The organism is Bacteroides sp. 2201st1_D9_2201SCRN_220225 (assembly GCF_040928965.1).
Lineage (GTDB): Bacteria > Bacteroidota > Bacteroidia > Bacteroidales > Bacteroidaceae > Bacteroides > Bacteroides stercoris.
In genome coordinates, this window is record NZ_JBCODG010000011.1 from 37441 (window position 1) to 53486 (window position 16046).

The following is a 16046-nucleotide window of genomic DNA, read 5'->3' on the forward strand; positions in this document are numbered from 1 at the left end:
ATATAATCACCATCCGGGAGGAGAGCACCTTGTCGCGTACCGTGGGGTTGGCGATTGCCCAATCGGAATGGAAATGCATGTCCGGAATGGATGCGATGTCCACAATATCGCCCCCGTTTTCCAGATGGAGATAATCCGGCTGATACAGGTCGCAAAGGAATTTGCCGTCCGTATCGCTGATGGCGTATATCTTGCCGTCGAGTGCGGCCGTCATCTCCTCCTCGCTGCGGTAGACCAACAGGTATTTACAGCCGGTCTTCATCTCTTCCGCAATCCGCTTATGCAGTTCTTCAGGAGATAATTCACGCAGTCTTGACACGACCGCCCCGATACTTTCCACGGCATCGTAGCTGTCCAAGACATCATGGCAGGTCGTTTCAAACTCCTCTTTCGGACGACCCGCAAAATTGATGGTACGGACTTCCTGCCCGTGCCCGCCGAGCAGGTAAAAGGGCGTACCGTTCCATTGTTCCTTTCTGACAGAGAGCGGCCGGGAGCATTCCCGTGTCTGCCGGTTCACAACGGCATACAGTTCCAGACTTTCCCCGCATTCCATACGCAGGATATGCCGGGCGAACTCCGTAAATGTCATGATTTTGATTCCTTCCCCGTTCGCCGTGAAGAAATCCTGTCTTGTCTGTTTCATAAATCCGTTTTTTTAAGAGTAGGTAATCGTTTTGTATAAGGGGTGGAATACTCACCTCGTTTTGAAAAAAAAGACCGCCGCAGCCGTAGCCGCGACGGCCCGTCATCATTATGGCATGTGATGAACAGGTTCTATTTTCGTTATTCGGCCTCGTAGTACGGTACGCCGTGCCTTACCACTGCTTTTTCCATTTCTTCCCACCAGATTTCACTATGGCGGTCATTGTCAAAATCTATGGGCTTTCTTTTACCGAGCCGCAGCCGGTCCCGTGTCTCCATTTCCGTTTCGTACACAATCTGTTCCATTTCTTCGTCCGTAACATGGTAGGTATCGAACGGCTCCGGCAGAGATTCCAACTCCCTGCGTGACAGCTCGGATTGCCCGCAGGTGAAAACCTTGTCATAGAAAGCGTCATCTTTCGGCGGCAGTTCGGGTTCCTGTTCCGGCAGCACATCCAAATAATCCGACTCGTACAGGTAGTTTTCGTCGCGCCCCTTCGTCTGCCGGTTGTTCTTGAACTCTTCCAGATCACTTTCCGTCAGGCGGAATTCCTTCTTCTTACGCCGCAGGTACTCCATCATGTTTTCGAGGGAGGAGAACGGGGCTATGAGCTCCATGGAAGAACGGTTGTGCCAGGCATCGCTCCGGTACAGCAGGTAGACCTGCGGGCGGTTCCGGGCCGCCTCCTTACGGTATTCGCCGAACTCATACAGGGCGTTGTCGAAACTTCCGAATGCCAGCCGGACTTTGTCTTCGACGGATATGGACTCCCGGCATTCCTCGAAACGGCGTTGCACGTATCCGATGAAATCCACGTCTTCCAGAGTCTCCATGACCGTGCTGTCATCAGTCGAGAGCGCGATGTCAGCTCCTGCGAAATTGTCGGCTGACAGCACGTGTTTCTCTTCATTGTATTCGTCTTCCGCCCTGCAGACGGCCAGACCGGGCGTTTCTGCCTCGATCTCCACGACCTTACGGAGCGTCTCTTCGATAGCTATCCGGTATTTTTTCATTGTATGATGTTTATTTGTTTCAGTTCACGTTTGTAGTTTCTCAATGACGGCTTGTGCCCTTTCTCCCTTACGATCTGGCGCATCTGTGCAAAGGTGTATGCCTTCTCCATGTCCAGGCCGTAGTCCGTGGCGAATGCCGTCATTCCGATATAGCAGAAGCCGAACTTCCGGTGCAGCATGTCGGCCGTATAAGGAGTCATGTCTTCCGCCAAGGTTACGGGGACAGCCATTCCCCGGATCTTGAACTTCAAGCCCTCGATAAGGGTCCCGCAGTTGTCGCTGTGGTAGGTCAGGTCCCTGCGGCGGGCGCAGTAACCGATGGTCTCACCCATGAAGGTGTTGCGGAAGATTTCCGTACGGTTCAGGTCCTTCAACTTCTCGACACCGTAATAGCAGACCGCCTGTACGGCTTTCAACGCTTTGTCCACACGGGGTTTGACAAAGCGGGGGTCGTTTTCCGCCACGATCTTTTCCAGCCACGTGCGGTGGAAGGTTCCGACAGGCACGTCGAACACCTTCTCCGGCGTGCAGTATTTTGAATCCGACCGCGTCATCATCAGATGTGCCGAGGACGGCTCGTATTGTTCTTTCAGGTAAAAGGCCAGACAGGTATTGCCGACTTTGCAGTAAGTATAGTCGTCACGGCTGTTTTTCAGCGACAGCATCGTGGTTTCCCCGCCGTAGAACTTCTCGGGCAGTCCGGTCTGTCGGCAGAACTCCGTGAGGAAATGTCCGGGGATGGCATGTGCATAACTGCGCTCCTGGTAGCACTCCTTCGCCATTTGCGGAGTGATGAACCGTTTGGCAAAGTCACAGATATGGTAATGACCGTAATCATACGCCGCCTGCGTGTTCGCGGAGCTCTGGAACTTTTTGGGCATCTGGCGGAACCAGCGGAAACTCGTCCCGTGCTCCATGCAGTAGTCGACAAATTCCCGCGTCCATACATTTTCAGGAAATTCGGGACAGTTGCCGTTTCTTCGGATGAATGCCTTGCACACTTCCACCGAGAGCAGGGATTGTTCAGTTTCCTCGTCGATATAGCAGTTCGTCTCCCGTTTGCTGTTATCGATGGCAATGACCAGTCTTTCCGGTGTCTTGAACCGCTTCGGCAACTCCCCGAACATGTAAGGGTGTTTCTCCATCAGCCGGTCCGCCAGCATGTCGTCCAGATATACCGACAACGGCTTGAAAAACTGGGGGTCTGTGATGAAGTTTTTTCCTTCGGTCGAACAGACAGCCGCATGGAGAATCTCATAGGAATAGAACCGGGCGGGAACAAGCGAGAGGTCATGTTCCGCCATCTTGCGGTAGTATGCCGCAGTCTTGAAACGGGACGGCACGACGGCATCGGTAACCGTGCTCAATATTTTCATCCCGTCGAGCATCCCGTAATAGAACTCTTGAGTCTTTACCTCAACGGGGACATATCCGAGGATAAGCCCCGTTTTCATGACGGCGTCTGTCCTGCTGTCCGTGTAATACGGGTCGTAAATATAGCTGCGCAAGGCCAGGTATGCCAGTTGCGCGTCCCAAAGGCGTTCAGGTATGAAGGCGAGAATGTCGAAATCCCCGCGTCCGTTTCGGATGACCGCTTCTGCCATTTCTCGGGTAACCATTGCTTCGGGAACGGCCGTGATATTCTTCGGTTTTTTGCGCATGGCGTAGTCACAGACTGCTCCCGAACGGTACGCCTCCGGAATATTGCGCAGCTCGAAGCTGTGCCAGCTCTCCGTGCTGCCCGCGATGATTCGTTCTATACGTCCGGGTGTGAGGAAACGTCCCGGAATATGGCTCAGCACCTCTATTTCCTTGCTTTCGACGGCTGCTTCCACGATCTCTTCCGTGAACAGGTGTTCCGGCAGCCATTCTATGGCCGATACGATGTTATTGTGCCGCATACAGTTTCTTTTTAAGGTTGGACGAACGGACGATTCTCACAAGGCGGCACCCCCGGTAGACATAGAGTATCCTGGATTCCCGTTCGGCGAGTTCCTCAAGTCCCTGCCAGTGCTGCGGTGTATTTATCTTTTCGAGTCGGACATGGTTGTTCACATATACCGTGATCGGTTTCATGCTGTCATGGGAGGGCGTATCTTCGACGAAGAGCGGCAGTTCACAGTATTCTCCCTTGTCCATGACATGCCATCTGCCGTTATCGAACAGGAGGCACGTGTCCTCCATGCGGCCGAAAATGTCTGCGTTGTCCGCGATGCGTGATGCGGATTGCCGCGGTGTTTCCCGTCCGTCACGGATCTTTGAAAAACAGTGGACGGTATCGCCGGTTCCTGTCCATTTTCCATAGGGTGACGGTCCCAGTTTTTGTATGTCGCCCAGCGACAGCAGGGCATCTACCCGTCTGTCATTGGGATAGAACACCCGGAGTTTCCTCACAAGGTCTTTTGAAAGCGTCTCATGGAGCGCCTTGATGTGCCGGACACTGCCGTCCGGCAACAGTTTTCCGATTTGTATGCTCATAATAGTGCTATCTCTTGTTGTTGAAGTATAGCCGGGTCGTCCTTCTTTCGATTGACAGTCCGGCTTGAAAATTATGATTTACAGAAGTCTTCGGACTGGTATCCGGCCATGTCCGGTACGGAACCGCGTGTCATTCCGTCCTGTCGTCTTCCCGTCTTTTCATTTTCAGTTCCCTGCCGGTTGCCGTGCGGCAGAGCGGCAGTTTCCCGGAAGCGGTTTGCTTGCATCCCTCGACGAGCCGTCCTTCGGACACCATTTTCCCGTACATTTCCCTGATATAACGGTATGCCGGGGAGGTGTTCGAATAAACGGACTTCCCACGGAGTGTCTTGACACGCAGCTTTTCGACGAGTATTTCCAGCACCTGCTCCCGGCTCTTGTACAGGTTCCGGCGCTTGGTGCGGAAGGCGTCGAGAAAGACACCCCCGATAGTCATGTCATGAGTCTTGTGGTAATACGCGAGTTCTTCCTCCTCCGTCAGGTCGAGAATCTCGCCGTAAGTGTCAGTACGTAGGTACCGGAAGGTCGTTCCTTGTGCCAGAATCTTCTCGATAAGCTCCATGTGCTCTTTAAGAACAGGGCCCGATAACGATTGGGGATGACAGTACAGGCATGTCTTTCCGAGATACACCTCGGGACAACCGTCTTTGTATTTGTTTTCCTTGATGCTGAACCCTGTTTCCGTGAAAAGGCGCTTTACCTCGTCGAAGAAGCGTCCGGCTTTCTCTTCCGGCATGCGACCGCCGTCATAGCCGGACTCGACGCGGAAGTATGTGTCGATATATATCGGTGTGTCCATTTACAGTTCTGATTTTGATATGTTATATAAAGCATAGCCCGGAACCTCCCGCTCGGGTTCCGGGCATCGTTGAAAATATTCTCATAGACGTATGGAATCGAACACTTTGTCGATGTCCTCCTGCGCCAGCCCGATGTAGCGCCGGGTGGTTTCCAGGTTGGAATGGCGGAATATCTGGTTGAGCAGGATCAGGCCCTCGGCCGAGCGTCCCATCAGCTCGTAGACATAGCGCCCGAAAGTCTTGCGGAAGGTATGTGTGGAGAATGCCCTGATCGGCAGCCTGTACCTTACCTTGAATACCTTGAGCAGCCTGTTGATGTATTCCAGCGAGTAAGGTTTCCCGGTACGCGGGCTGAGAAAGATGTACTGTTCGGGGGCGGGTTGTCCGAGCATCTCGTACAGGAAACGGTTCTTCTCCTGCACGTCCCTGTTGAACTTGATCAGGCGGTTTTTCTTTGTTTTCTGCTCGATGCGGGTCATGGTGCTTTTTCCTAAGATGTCTTTCCAGCGCAGGGTCCTCACGTCGGAGGCCCTGCATGCCGTGCAGAACGACAGCCAGCAGTAGGTCTCCCACAGGTACTCGCCGTCCTTCTCAAGCCCGCGGACCAGCCTGTTATATTCCGCTATGGGCAGGTAGTCGGCTGTCGTCAGTTGTCCCTTGATTCTTGTCACGTGGCAGCCTTTTAAGATTCCGGCAACCCTTCCGAGAGCATCAGCTCGGCCAGCGCCCCGTTCTGGGGAATCATGGCCGGAATGTCCGTACGTCCGGGCTTGTAGATTTCGGTTGCCACGTTATAGATATCCCACGCCGTGAGCGTCTTCTTCTCTTCGGTGAGTTTGAGCAGGTCCTCGGTGAAGATGGAAATCTGGGACTGGTTCAGGGGATAGGTCTCCACCTTGGACGAAAGACGCTTGTCGGAACTGTCATGCGATACGCGCAATGCTGTCAGCAATCCGATGTAGGCGTACATCTCCACCGGGGTAATTACTTTCGCTTTCAGGCGGCGGATGCGTTCCCTGTCCTCGTTCATCTGTACCTCGAAGTTCGAGAGCCACTCGTCTACACGACCGAAAAGCTCTTCGGTGGTGACTTTGTCTTTCCCGTAGTTCGACACACTGCGTTCGGGGGAGAGGATGCACTGGTTGTGGCACACCCTGACGCACGGGCCGATGGCCGCCTGGATGCCGTCCTGATGGAAGGCGATGACAAGCGTCGTGGTCAGCTCGTCCGTTTCCCATTCCTTAATGCGGATGGTCGTATAAACGCGGCGCAGGATATGCGCCTCGACGGCCATCGCCCCGTACTTTTGTTCCACCTGGGGCAGGACGACCACGCCGGGCTGTGCCTTGTTCTTGTTCTGGGCGGCGAAGATTTCCTCCACCTCGTAATTCAGGTTGTGTTTCTGGCAGATGTCCGCCATGCGCTCTATCACCTCGTAATGGTAGATTCCCTTGAGCGGGTTGCCATAGATGTCATTTTCCTTGTGTGTGCGCCGGAGCGTGTCGAGCGTCATCACCTCGACGTTGTTGTTCTGGAAATCGAACTGCACGGGGGCGGCCGTTGTTGCTAATGCTGTTGCCATAATGATTGATATTAAAAAAGTTATACAATAAGAAAGGCGGTGAACCGTTGTCCATCGCCTTTCCGGAATTCATTTTGCGGTTTCAGGCAGGTAACGCCTGCATATCAGGTCCGTGATACTCGGGTAATACACGTTGCCATAAGTTCCGTATGGTCCGAAACGGGCAAGGAAGCGGAAGTAAAAATCTACCGGACGCCGGTAGCTCGTCTGTATTTTGGTTTTCAGCAGGCGGTAGGCGTACTCGTCAGAATTTTCCACCTTGACCTTGCGTCCGTTGAAATAATAGTTTCCCTCCTTATCTGAAGAAAACGATACCTCTTCCTTTGCCGGACGCTCGCCGGCAACGACCCTGAAGAAGTCCTCCAGGGAGCGGCAATCCTGGTATTCTACCGGAATCGTGTCGCCCTCTCGCAGTTTCACGTCCAGTTTGTCAAGCAGTGTCTTGATGGCGGGCGTGTAGATATTTTCGGATTGGAAGCATCTTGTATCCCGCCAGTATTTCTCGAAAAGAGAGCCGGTTTCAAGGAGTAGGAACAGGGTTTCACGCGCTGTCTGCGGTTTATCGGCCAGATACGGAATATACTCGGTCACCAGTATGGAAAGTGAAAGATACTCCTCCGGTTGCAGTTCGCTCTTCTGGTGCAGGTTACAGTGCCTCTCGAGCAGGGAGTCGATGTCGGCTTCCCGCAAGCTTTCGTCCGTCCATACCAGGCAACCTTCTTTCTTGCAGGCGGGACATTTATCCGCTCCATACGGCAGGAGCATCACCTTGCCGCAATCGGAACAGGTGACCAGGTCGCCTCGTTCCGTATAAACATCTACCGTTTCCATTCTCAATCCTCCGCGTAAGGCCATTCAAGGCAGCAGTCATTGCATACGGCCACGCCCTCGTCACTCAGAATGTCAATATCTGTGCCCCCACATTCGGGGCATACCGGTGCCTTTTTCTTGTCCATTCGTCGCTCTGCCGCTTCTTCCGTCAGAAGCAGCGGCACCCAGTATGCCGATGTGCCAAAATCCCGTATCCCGTTTTCATCCTGTATGGGTTCACAACCTTTCGTTCCCATGTATTTCTGGGAGTCCGGCCAACACACGGCACGGTAACACTTGTCCCGTTCGGGAGATTTGCCGGTATGGCGTATATAGTCTTCCTCGGGCACGTAAAGCGCCCCGTTGTCCCCGCTTCCCCATGCCGGATAACCGGTTCCTTCTTCCTCGAAAGGAGCACTTTCCTCGGGAAATTCCACGAGTGCATATAACTTGTCATCCCATGCCAGGGAACACTCGCCGCAGTGGAACCGACTTTCGTGAATATCATAACGGATATTTTCCGAATTGCATTTCGGACAGATAATGTCTTTTGTTTTTACTTTCGGGAAACTCAGGATTTCTCCGGCAATGATTTCCATGCTGGGCCAGAACAACTGTTCGCAGTAATCGTCGGCCATCTTTTCCGCCAGATTCTGCATGTCGTCATCGCTGATCTTTTCCACATCGAAACCTTGTCCTTCCAGGTCATCGCGGTGGACGGACGTGATAGGGAAATACCCGGCGTTCAGCTCCCGGATAAATTGTCTTTCCTCTTCTGTCGGTTCGGGTAAGTTGTTGAAATATTCCCTGAGCCGTTGATAAAGTTCTCTTACCATAATTATATTCCTGTTTTTAATCTAATATCCACCAGTCGAGGACCAGTAGTTCCGGTCCATGATTTTTTCAAGTTCGAGGTCGGAACGTTCTTTCCAGAGGTCGAAGTCATCAAGCAGCTCCGTTCCGTCCTCCAGAGAAAGCACAGTATCCTCATTGTCAAACAGATAGTCTTGTATGTCATATCCGGACGGATAACGGTTTTCCCGGATGATTTCTTCTGCAATTTCCTTGTCCATTCGGTTGCCATTTTTTCAGTTCGCCGGTATTGTAACCGGATTCATTTGTTTTGTCTTTTCCTTGTAAAACCTGTCGATGGCAAGGAAGTAGTCCTCCGCATCCCAATCAGTGCCCGCATGCTCAGTCTCGAATTCTTCCGCCCACTGGACGATCTCGGCATTGACGGCACGGGAGTCCCTGTCCTCCCACAGGTTGTCCGCCCCGGCATTGTAGGCAAGGTCCACGACAGCCTCCTGCAACTTGTTGTAGCCGTTACACTCTCTACCGTTGGAACGCAGCCATAAGTCCACGTCGACGGCATCCTCTTCCGTCGTCCCATTGTGCAGGCACAGGCACTGCCCGTTGCCGTTATGGCATACGAGGACCGGCCGTTTGGTGTCGGGGCATATCCGTACCAGCAGCTCATTGGCGGCAAGTGTTTCCGTATCATGCCCATTGAGCATTGCAGGAAGCGCCTGGCTGACCAGACTCAGGATTTCCTGTTCCTCCTTTGTCCCGGACGGCTTGGAAGCCAACAGGTTCTGTATGCGTTTAAGAAGATTGTAAATCATAATCAGCAGTCATTATGTTCTTTCCAGATTTTACGTTTCTCGTCATAGCCCTTGTTTTCCCACCATTCATTGCAGGTTTCGGCAAACCCCTGATGGTTGTCTCCGGCCGGACACTTGTCCTGACGGCAACCCGTGATCTGTTCCATTTGATTTGCGTCCAACGAGTTCCACCATTCCTCCATGCGTTCTTTGAACTCTTTTAAAGTACAGAATGGCTGATGGTCCTCGCATTCGTCGCACCAGTTATCATAGCGGTCTATACCCGTGGTACCGATGAATGTACGGGCATTCGGATCCACCCATGCCTGGGTCTGTATATTGTCTGAACCGCACCCCTCGCATACGACAATCTCGTCGTCATTGACATCAGCGGAGATGAACCCGTGTTCTTCCAGCCAGTGGGCAATCTCAAGCAATCCCTCGGTCTGTACCTGTCCGATGGGCTCATCGAAATCCTCGCCGGCTTCGCCGTTGAGCGTGCAGAGCAGTTTGCCGTTCCCGTCGATGAAAAGTTCATAAACGGTCGCACTTTCATAACCGCCGTATCCGTAAAAAGCGGAATTGTGGACCACCACTATCGGGGAGGTTTCATACTCCGCTGATTCCGCCTCCCGGTAATGTACGCCGCAGTTGCGGTAGAACGTGCCGATGATGTTGTTCTCCTTCTTCACGGCGTCGCGGATTTTCTCCATAAGTGATCTTCTGATGGAGATGATACTGAGGTGCGCATAATCCTTACGGAGACGTCTGTACACTTCCTGCTCGAAGTTGCCTCGAACAGAGTCGAAAGGGGATACGCCGGCGTTCTCCCGGATATATTTGTCCTCGTTAAAGTTGTAGCGCCGGCAGACAATATTCTTGACGCGGCGGAATTCCTCTCCGGCAAATTTGAGGATACTGTTCTCGCCTAGCGAAGTCGGAAAATAGCAGCGGGGCATGTGCACTGTCATTTCACGGTAAAGTGTGTCATCGTCTTCCGGAAAGGTTCTGTCTGTTTCCGGCTTTGTAGGTTTTTCCTGTTCCATGTTGCTTGTTTTTTATCTGTAGTTGAACAATTTCCGGTTTGCCGCCCGTTGCATGGCGGTCACCATATTCTTATGTCATAATCTTTAAAATAGTATTCCAACTCTTTTAATCCTTCCAAAGAGTGCAGCTCGTTCTTTCCGGTCACTTCGATGTCGACGGATACTGCATTTTCATCTTTGATGTTTACTTTGGCATTGTCAAATACGCATCTTACATATTCTGCAATGCATGAGGCAGGCAGGTCGTTTTTTACAATATTAAGTACCATATTATTTATTGTTCATTAAATGTTTGCTACGTCCATAAACCGGGCACCGCTTGCGGTATCTGCATTCGCCCCGGGCCGCGTCGGTATGCGCCCGGTGCCATTCATCCCAGCTCTTCACTCCATTGTCTGTAAGGAATATGATCAGTTGCATGCAGCAGAAACCGCGTTCCTCACGTTTCCGGTCATGAAGGTTGGCCAGCCCGTTATCTTTAGGTTTCATACAGGTTTGATGTTACGGCAGGTTTGCTCGAAACGCCTTCATGGCATATCATTAAAACCATGAGACATGCACATAGGCATCGCTTTGGTCACTGCCGTTGATTAGACAATCGAGTACTTCGATAAACTTTTCCCGGTCCATCCCGACCTTTGCCAGGCAGGAATAAAATTCTTCGGCATTCTGCCGGAAGGTTTCATCCTGTTCTGAGATATGTTTTCTTAGCTGCTGCAGACCCGAACGGGCTATTTCGAAGTCATCGGTATAGGCGTCTTCTGCGGAGTTATCAACTTCGAACATTGTCAGGATATCATAAAAGATATCCTGACCGTCCCCGCCATACATACCCGGATATTTGTATTCGATTTGCCAAACTCTGGCTACATGTAGTTTTCTGGCCATTATCTTTTCATTTTTCGGATTTGTTGTCTTATGCAGTACAGCATCAATTCGATACCACGGATGCTTTCCTCATTCTCTTTCAGTTTGTAATAGTAGGCGTTCGCTTCGTCGTAGTCTTCCCGTGCCTTGCGCAATCTGCATTCCTTGGCGTCACGGACCTGTTCATGGGACAGGTCGTAACCGATGAACTCGTCCATGAAACAGGAAACCGTACGCCCGTAATAGTGGTCCGTGCGGGTTTCCACCGCAGTACGGATGATGTCGTCGCACCGCCTTCCGAGTGTCCGGAGTACGTCGCTGATATGCCGGTCATGGTACTCGTAACCGAAGAAACGGGTATACCACTCGTGTTCCTGCCGGTTTGTCTTCCCCGCGTAATACTCGTACCATTGGGCGTCGCACTTGGTGTGCCTCTGGGTAACCTTGAATATGGCATACTCTTCACCGATCCATGTAAAACGTGAGAGTATCTCACTCGCTTCTTCCTCATAGTAGCTATCCCGCCAATTCAATTCTTCGGTCTGGCTGAGCGGGAGGAATGACTGTTTGGTGATCCACTGCCCGAAACCTTTGTGCGTGACATGCGGAAGCACTTTCACGACCTTGCTCCATGCCTCGTTGCAGGCTTCATCCAGTGAAGGGAAACTTTCAGGAAAGCGTTCCCTGTCCGTTCCGTCTCGCAACACCTCGTTCCAATCTTTGTCGCAGACAATGAGGGTGAGGTCCTCCCTCACATGGCAGTCGCGTTCGCAATAGCCGTAGGGAGCATCGCAGAGCGTGTACCACTCCTTCGGTCCATAACCGTCGTCACGTCCCAGATAGCGTCTGGGCTTCCCCTTCTCTGTCTGCACCTCCCACACTTCCGTGCAGTTTCCACGGTCGATATGGTGCAGGCGTACCCTGATTTCCTTGTTATCTCGTTTTTCTTCCATGTCGTTCATTTTTAGTATGGCCTGTCTTTTTCTTTTCGAGAATCCGGTAGATTTCTTCAAGGTCATGCTCATTGTCTATCGGTTGCCCGTATTCCGTATCCACGATGACCACCCTGGCATTGGCCAGGTGACATCCTGCTATCGTCTTGTCATAGTCGCTCCATTCAGGATTGATTTCTGTTACCGTGTCAAATTCAAGTCCGTATGATGTCTTCATTGTATTTCCAGTTATTATGCGTATTTTTCTATTTTATGCTGCCGCTTTGTTCTGCCCGTCGATAATATGCCTGCATTCGGCTTCCAGTTCTTTCATACATTCCGTACCATAGAATCCCCAACAACTGTCCAGTTCATTGTCATCGTCACTTTCCGGCATGATGCGATACCCGAAAACTTCCCCGGTATAGTAGTTGTCAAGGGTACTGATTTCGTCTTGCAGGTATCCCTCGATCCGCTTCCTGCGTTTCGCGGTGATGTTCTTCCACCCGTATTCCCGGCGCACCTTGTCCAACGGTACCGCGATGATTCCGAAAAATCCGGAATCCCACGGGCAGCTGAACGGCGAGGTGGATATTGTAATGCCGCCATGGTCGTAGAGGTAGACCGGCAGGGCGATATATTCCTTCAGGAACGATTCCTGGAAATTTCCGATATGCCCTTCAAAAACCTTGTCGATATCGAAGTGGTCATCAAACTCCTTCTCCGGGCGGTAGCGACGATGTGCCGTATAAAGCGTACCGAGATTGTCATACGCTTCACGCGGGCTTCGGGCGTCATCATCATAATAGATGTTGATGCGATACCCGTTATATTTGATTTGATTATATAGATTCATTTGCCTGGGTATTATGTTTTGTTACAAAGTCTTACAAATTGTTCCGTAATCTCGTCCCGCTCGAACTCGTCGCAGTTCAGGTCGAAGAATATACCCGAAGCCGCGAGCATGTCACGGGCTTCTCCGTAGGTAAGGTCGTTCCTGTGCCTGTATCTGTCCACCATATCCCGATGTTCGGCTTCCGCCCGGTCGTGCAGCCTCATTTTATACTGCCTGTACCATGCGGGGAACTGTTCCTTGGAAACCATATGTTCCAGCTGCAAGTCCCGGTATCTTCCCGGTGCCAGCAGGATGTGGCTGTCAATGTAGGACTTCGCCTCGGCTATGATTCCCTCCCTGGTGAAGGGACGGTGGGAGCGTGCCGTGAAATGCACCCATCCACCATGCAACGGGTGTTCGATTTCAATCTGCACACCCTGCCTCCTGACATGTACCACGATATAGGCGGTCTGGCCGGGGAACATATCGTCCTTGAGGCTCACTTCCCGGCAGGCCGGCGGGTCAACATGGATGTAGTGGTCCTGCCTTGCGCCCTCGAGGAACCTTTCAAGCTGCCGCATCGACTGGCAGTAGATGAATGTCCCCACGCGGCACTGGCCTCGGCGGATGTCGCCGTAATAGTACTTTCTTGCCCTTGCTCCGGTAATGCGGGACTCGTCCGATGCCTCGAAATAGCTCCGGTAGGTATCGTCCGTACGGCAGAAATCATATATTTCCTGAAAAGTCCTTGTTTTCATTTGTTACTCCTTTTTATGTATTGTCTTCTTCCGGCGGGGGAAATTCCCCCGTCCTGTAAAATATCTCTCCGAGACGGTCAGCCTGTTCCGCCAGACCTCTCTTCCGGACAGCCGACACGGCATCGCATGCGGCCTTTTCGTACATGCCCAGCAGTACCGCCTCGGGCAGGCGTTTCGTCCGCCACACCTCCTGTGCGGTGGCGAGCATCTCCACCTCGCAGCCCAGATGGGCGGCTGTGAGGATAATGACGGCATTGCCGATAAAGTTCGGTATGCGTTCTTCCTGTTGTTCTCCTTTCATTGTTCCGTGCCTTTAATCCGTTTCGAACTCGTCTTCATAGACCTCGATCTCCTTCCCGCTCTCGCAGATGCGTACCAGCCAGGTGTATTGGAGCCGTTCCAGCAGCTCTATACGGCGATAGCCCTTGTAGGGCACTTTCAGCGTTGCAATGTCTCCCGGTTTCATGTCAGGCGGGTATTTCAAACTGGACATGGAAATGGAATTCGCTTATCAGGCTGCAGATCTGCGGTACTGATTTAGGATCCTCCCCGTAAGGGTAGAAGATGGTCCGGCAACGTGTCAGGCATCGGATACCCTGTTTTCGTAACCGGTACAGCAGGTAGGCCCTGCGTCGTAGTTGTTTCTTGCTCATCGTATAAAGGATTATGTCGTTTTGATTAGAATAGCGGTGTGGTCGTCAAACAGGGGCATCTCTTTACGTTTTCGATGTAATGCCTCCATTGAAAGATGCTCATCTTGTGTTAACAGGGATGAGCATCATTTCAATGGAGGGAGTACTAATTTATTCTGACCCGCCACACCGTGCCGCCTACCGGGCGGATGGAGATGACGGCCTATTTCTTACGCCATGCCGCCATCTTCTTTTTGATGTTGATATTGTTGTCCGCCAGCATTTTTTTCAGGACTGCCAGCAACCGCCAGCCTTCTCCGTTTTTATACTCTTCCGCCTTGGCTGACAGGAACGCCAGTGACTGGTACTTGTCCAGACGCCGACCCCGGTCATTGACAGCCGTGCAACCGTGGAAACGAATCAGGTTCTGCATGGTAAAGAACGCCCCGGCTCCCTTATAGGCATCCATCCATGCCTTGCTTTGAGGAGTGCCCCATGGCAGCCGGATACGACGGTCATTGAACTGTCTGACCGCGTTGTAAAGCTGTGTGGCGTCCAACGCGTGCCTGATGTGGGTTATCGCGATGGAAAGCGGGTAGTACAGTTTGGATTGCAGGTCCTCCACGAAAATATTACGGCCGTGTATACGCTTGTAGGGAACTCCCTTGCATTTTCTTGTTTCCAGGTTGCCCACGTGTTTTTTCAGCGCGTTGACATAGTCGCTCGCGATGGCCAAAACCACATCACGGTTGAACCAGCGGTTTCTCTCGGCAAAACCCGTGATGTCCTTGTGTTCCATCTTCATCTGGGCGTGCAGCTCGTTCAAGAGCATTTTCCACTGGTAATCATAGCCTTTCCGGTGAATCATCTCGGTCACCCCTGCCGGCTCTTTTTCACGGTAATGCGTGTATGACATCATATGGAACATTTGTGCCATGACCCACCGGCGGAAGAGTCGGTTGTTGGGAACGGTACCCTGTGCCATGATGCTGCCGAATATCGGGTCGTTGTCATCCAGGATGGTAAGTTTCCCGTCTTTGTTGGAGGCGATATACTCGCCGCCCTCGGCTCCCTGCATGGCGAACAGGCAGCTCACGTCCACACCGGCACCGCGGAGTGCCTCGATACGCTCCCGCGCCCCTTTGGGAAGTCCGGCGGGAGAATTATGGCCGGCCACCACCGGATAGACGGTGCCCAAATCCGAATTCTTGCCGATAACGGTGCCCGTGGCGGCAAATTCCTTGTCCGCGATGGCGAATTCCGTGCCGCATCCGGGGCACAGGACTTTTGTTTCTTGTTTCTTTCTGCTCATTGTGAATTTGTTAATAGTTGATTACTTCCGGGTTCCACCCATTTTCTGAGTATCACCAGGTCCTTGTCTTTTTCGCTTTGCCAGAACCATTTGCCCATCGTTTCGGGATTCCATGTGAACCCGCCTATAATCCGGCAGAGGATATAGAATTCCAGCTCGAATTGCGCGGTATCCCGGTGTTGCCCGTACAGCATGTCCCCGTCCTCGAGGTCACTTTCGGGCAATGCCATGAAATACCGGCGGGACTTGCTCTGGCTGCGCTCCGATGGTATCGAATGTTTATAGCGGCGGTACAGCTCCTCCACATCCGTGAAAAAATCCCCGCAGCCGTACTCCGGCAACCACGGAGCGCCATCATACCTGCCGTTCCGTATCATGTGTCTCCCGTTTACTTTTAAACTTCTGGACTGGAAATCAATCCGGAAATTTGCGCCGTTCTCTATGGCGGTGACGGTTTCTCGGTAAATATCTTCCATTTTCTCACCTGTTTACAATAAATGGCACTCAAACCCCTGGCGCGTATCTTTATAGTCCTGATAAATACAGTAGGACTTCGGTCCTGAACCAGGTAGTTGCCTGGCTCAGGACCAAGCTTGAATACTGTATCTTGAATTTGGGTCCCTCGTGCATATGCGGTCGCGCTACCTTCTGTTCAGGGGACTCATCCGGACGGCACATCCCTTTAAAAACCTGATACGGGCCGCGAGTACAGCTGGAACCTGTGTCATCTG

23 protein-coding genes are annotated in these 16046 nt (G+C 52.1%); all 23 read right to left on the reverse strand.

Going from position 1 to position 16046, the window contains the following annotated elements:
• Positions 1-646 (reverse strand): tyrosine protein kinase (locus AB5903_RS05345; protein ID WP_368117684.1); only part of this gene is annotated, 646 nt, incomplete at its 3' end.
• Positions 647-786: 140 nt separating this feature from the next.
• Complete coding sequence (locus AB5903_RS05350) at positions 787-1659, reverse strand: DpnD/PcfM family protein (RefSeq protein WP_004293663.1); 873 nt, start codon at positions 1657-1659, stop codon at positions 787-789.
• On the reverse strand, positions 1656-3560 hold the full coding sequence (locus AB5903_RS05355; protein WP_008143046.1) for a hypothetical protein: 1905 nt from the start codon (positions 3558-3560) through the stop codon (positions 1656-1658). Before AB5903_RS05355 ends, AB5903_RS05350 begins: the two co-directional genes overlap by 4 nt.
• Entirely contained in the window at positions 3547-4137 is a 591-nt protein-coding gene (locus AB5903_RS05360; RefSeq protein ID WP_018665671.1) for a hypothetical protein, read from the reverse strand. The genes AB5903_RS05355 and AB5903_RS05360 overlap by 14 nt, the downstream gene beginning before the upstream one ends.
• A 130-nt stretch (positions 4138-4267) precedes the next feature.
• The gene (locus AB5903_RS05365) at positions 4268-4936 is read right to left on the reverse strand and encodes a hypothetical protein (protein ID WP_004293660.1); all 669 of its coding nucleotides are present in this window, start codon (positions 4934-4936) and stop codon (positions 4268-4270) included.
• Positions 4937-5017: 81 nt separating this feature from the next.
• A complete protein-coding gene (locus AB5903_RS05370; RefSeq protein WP_004293659.1) occupies positions 5018-5608 on the reverse strand; it encodes a tyrosine-type recombinase/integrase in 591 nt (196 codons plus the stop codon).
• Positions 5609-5619: 11 nt separating this feature from the next.
• On the reverse strand, positions 5620-6519 hold the full coding sequence (locus tag AB5903_RS05375) for a DUF932 domain-containing protein (protein ID WP_004293658.1): 900 nt from the start codon (positions 6517-6519) through the stop codon (positions 5620-5622).
• Positions 6520-6588: 69 nt separating this feature from the next.
• Positions 6589-7350 carry a hypothetical protein gene (locus tag AB5903_RS05380; RefSeq protein ID WP_017140898.1) on the reverse strand — a complete coding sequence of 254 codons (762 nt, stop codon included), beginning with the start codon at positions 7348-7350 and terminating at the stop codon, positions 6589-6591.
• A gap of 2 nt (positions 7351-7352) precedes the next feature.
• Positions 7353-8165, reverse strand: coding sequence for a hypothetical protein (locus AB5903_RS05385; protein WP_008860793.1), 813 nt, complete (start codon positions 8163-8165; stop codon positions 7353-7355).
• A 21-nt stretch (positions 8166-8186) separates the two neighbouring features.
• Entirely contained in the window at positions 8187-8402 is a 216-nt protein-coding gene (locus AB5903_RS05390) for a hypothetical protein (RefSeq protein ID WP_004303944.1), read from the reverse strand.
• A gap of 15 nt (positions 8403-8417) precedes the next feature.
• Entirely contained in the window at positions 8418-8954 is a 537-nt protein-coding gene (locus AB5903_RS05395; protein ID WP_004293654.1) for a hypothetical protein, read from the reverse strand.
• Between the two features lie 2 nt (positions 8955-8956).
• A complete protein-coding gene (locus AB5903_RS05400; protein WP_004293653.1) occupies positions 8957-9979 on the reverse strand; it encodes a hypothetical protein in 1023 nt (340 codons plus the stop codon).
• Positions 9980-10038: 59 nt separating this feature from the next.
• Entirely contained in the window at positions 10039-10248 is a 210-nt protein-coding gene (locus tag AB5903_RS05405; protein ID WP_004293652.1) for a hypothetical protein, read from the reverse strand.
• 1 nt (position 10249) lies between these two features.
• Positions 10250-10468 (reverse strand): hypothetical protein, encoded by a 219-nt coding sequence (locus tag AB5903_RS05410; RefSeq protein ID WP_004293651.1) that lies wholly within the window; start codon positions 10466-10468, stop codon positions 10250-10252.
• Positions 10469-10519: 51 nt separating this feature from the next.
• Positions 10520-10867: a hypothetical protein gene (locus tag AB5903_RS05415; protein ID WP_008143041.1), complete on the reverse strand. Its 348-nt coding sequence runs from the start codon at positions 10865-10867 to the stop codon at positions 10520-10522.
• Positions 10867-11799 (reverse strand): hypothetical protein, encoded by a 933-nt coding sequence (locus tag AB5903_RS05420; protein ID WP_195422076.1) that lies wholly within the window; start codon positions 11797-11799, stop codon positions 10867-10869. Before AB5903_RS05420 ends, AB5903_RS05415 begins: the two co-directional genes overlap by 1 nt.
• Positions 11780-12016 carry a hypothetical protein gene (locus AB5903_RS05425; RefSeq protein ID WP_004322721.1) on the reverse strand — a complete coding sequence of 79 codons (237 nt, stop codon included), beginning with the start codon at positions 12014-12016 and terminating at the stop codon, positions 11780-11782. Before AB5903_RS05425 ends, AB5903_RS05420 begins: the two co-directional genes overlap by 20 nt.
• A gap of 33 nt (positions 12017-12049) precedes the next feature.
• Positions 12050-12634, reverse strand: a complete 585-nt coding sequence (locus AB5903_RS05430; protein WP_008860792.1) for a hypothetical protein — start codon at positions 12632-12634, stop codon at positions 12050-12052.
• An 11-nt stretch (positions 12635-12645) separates the two neighbouring features.
• Entirely contained in the window at positions 12646-13371 is a 726-nt protein-coding gene (locus tag AB5903_RS05435) for a hypothetical protein (RefSeq protein ID WP_008860791.1), read from the reverse strand.
• 13 nt (positions 13372-13384) lie between these two features.
• Positions 13385-13672 (reverse strand): hypothetical protein, encoded by a 288-nt coding sequence (locus tag AB5903_RS05440; RefSeq protein WP_004322729.1) that lies wholly within the window; start codon positions 13670-13672, stop codon positions 13385-13387.
• 12 nt (positions 13673-13684) lie between these two features.
• Entirely contained in the window at positions 13685-13837 is a 153-nt protein-coding gene (locus AB5903_RS05445) for a hypothetical protein (protein WP_009316556.1), read from the reverse strand.
• A gap of 389 nt (positions 13838-14226) precedes the next feature.
• Positions 14227-15315: a hypothetical protein gene (locus tag AB5903_RS05450; RefSeq protein WP_008143029.1), complete on the reverse strand. Its 1089-nt coding sequence runs from the start codon at positions 15313-15315 to the stop codon at positions 14227-14229.
• The gene (locus AB5903_RS05455) at positions 15312-15791 is read right to left on the reverse strand and encodes a hypothetical protein (RefSeq protein WP_004293642.1); all 480 of its coding nucleotides are present in this window, start codon (positions 15789-15791) and stop codon (positions 15312-15314) included. Before AB5903_RS05455 ends, AB5903_RS05450 begins: the two co-directional genes overlap by 4 nt.
• Positions 15792-16046: the final 255 nt, after the last annotated feature.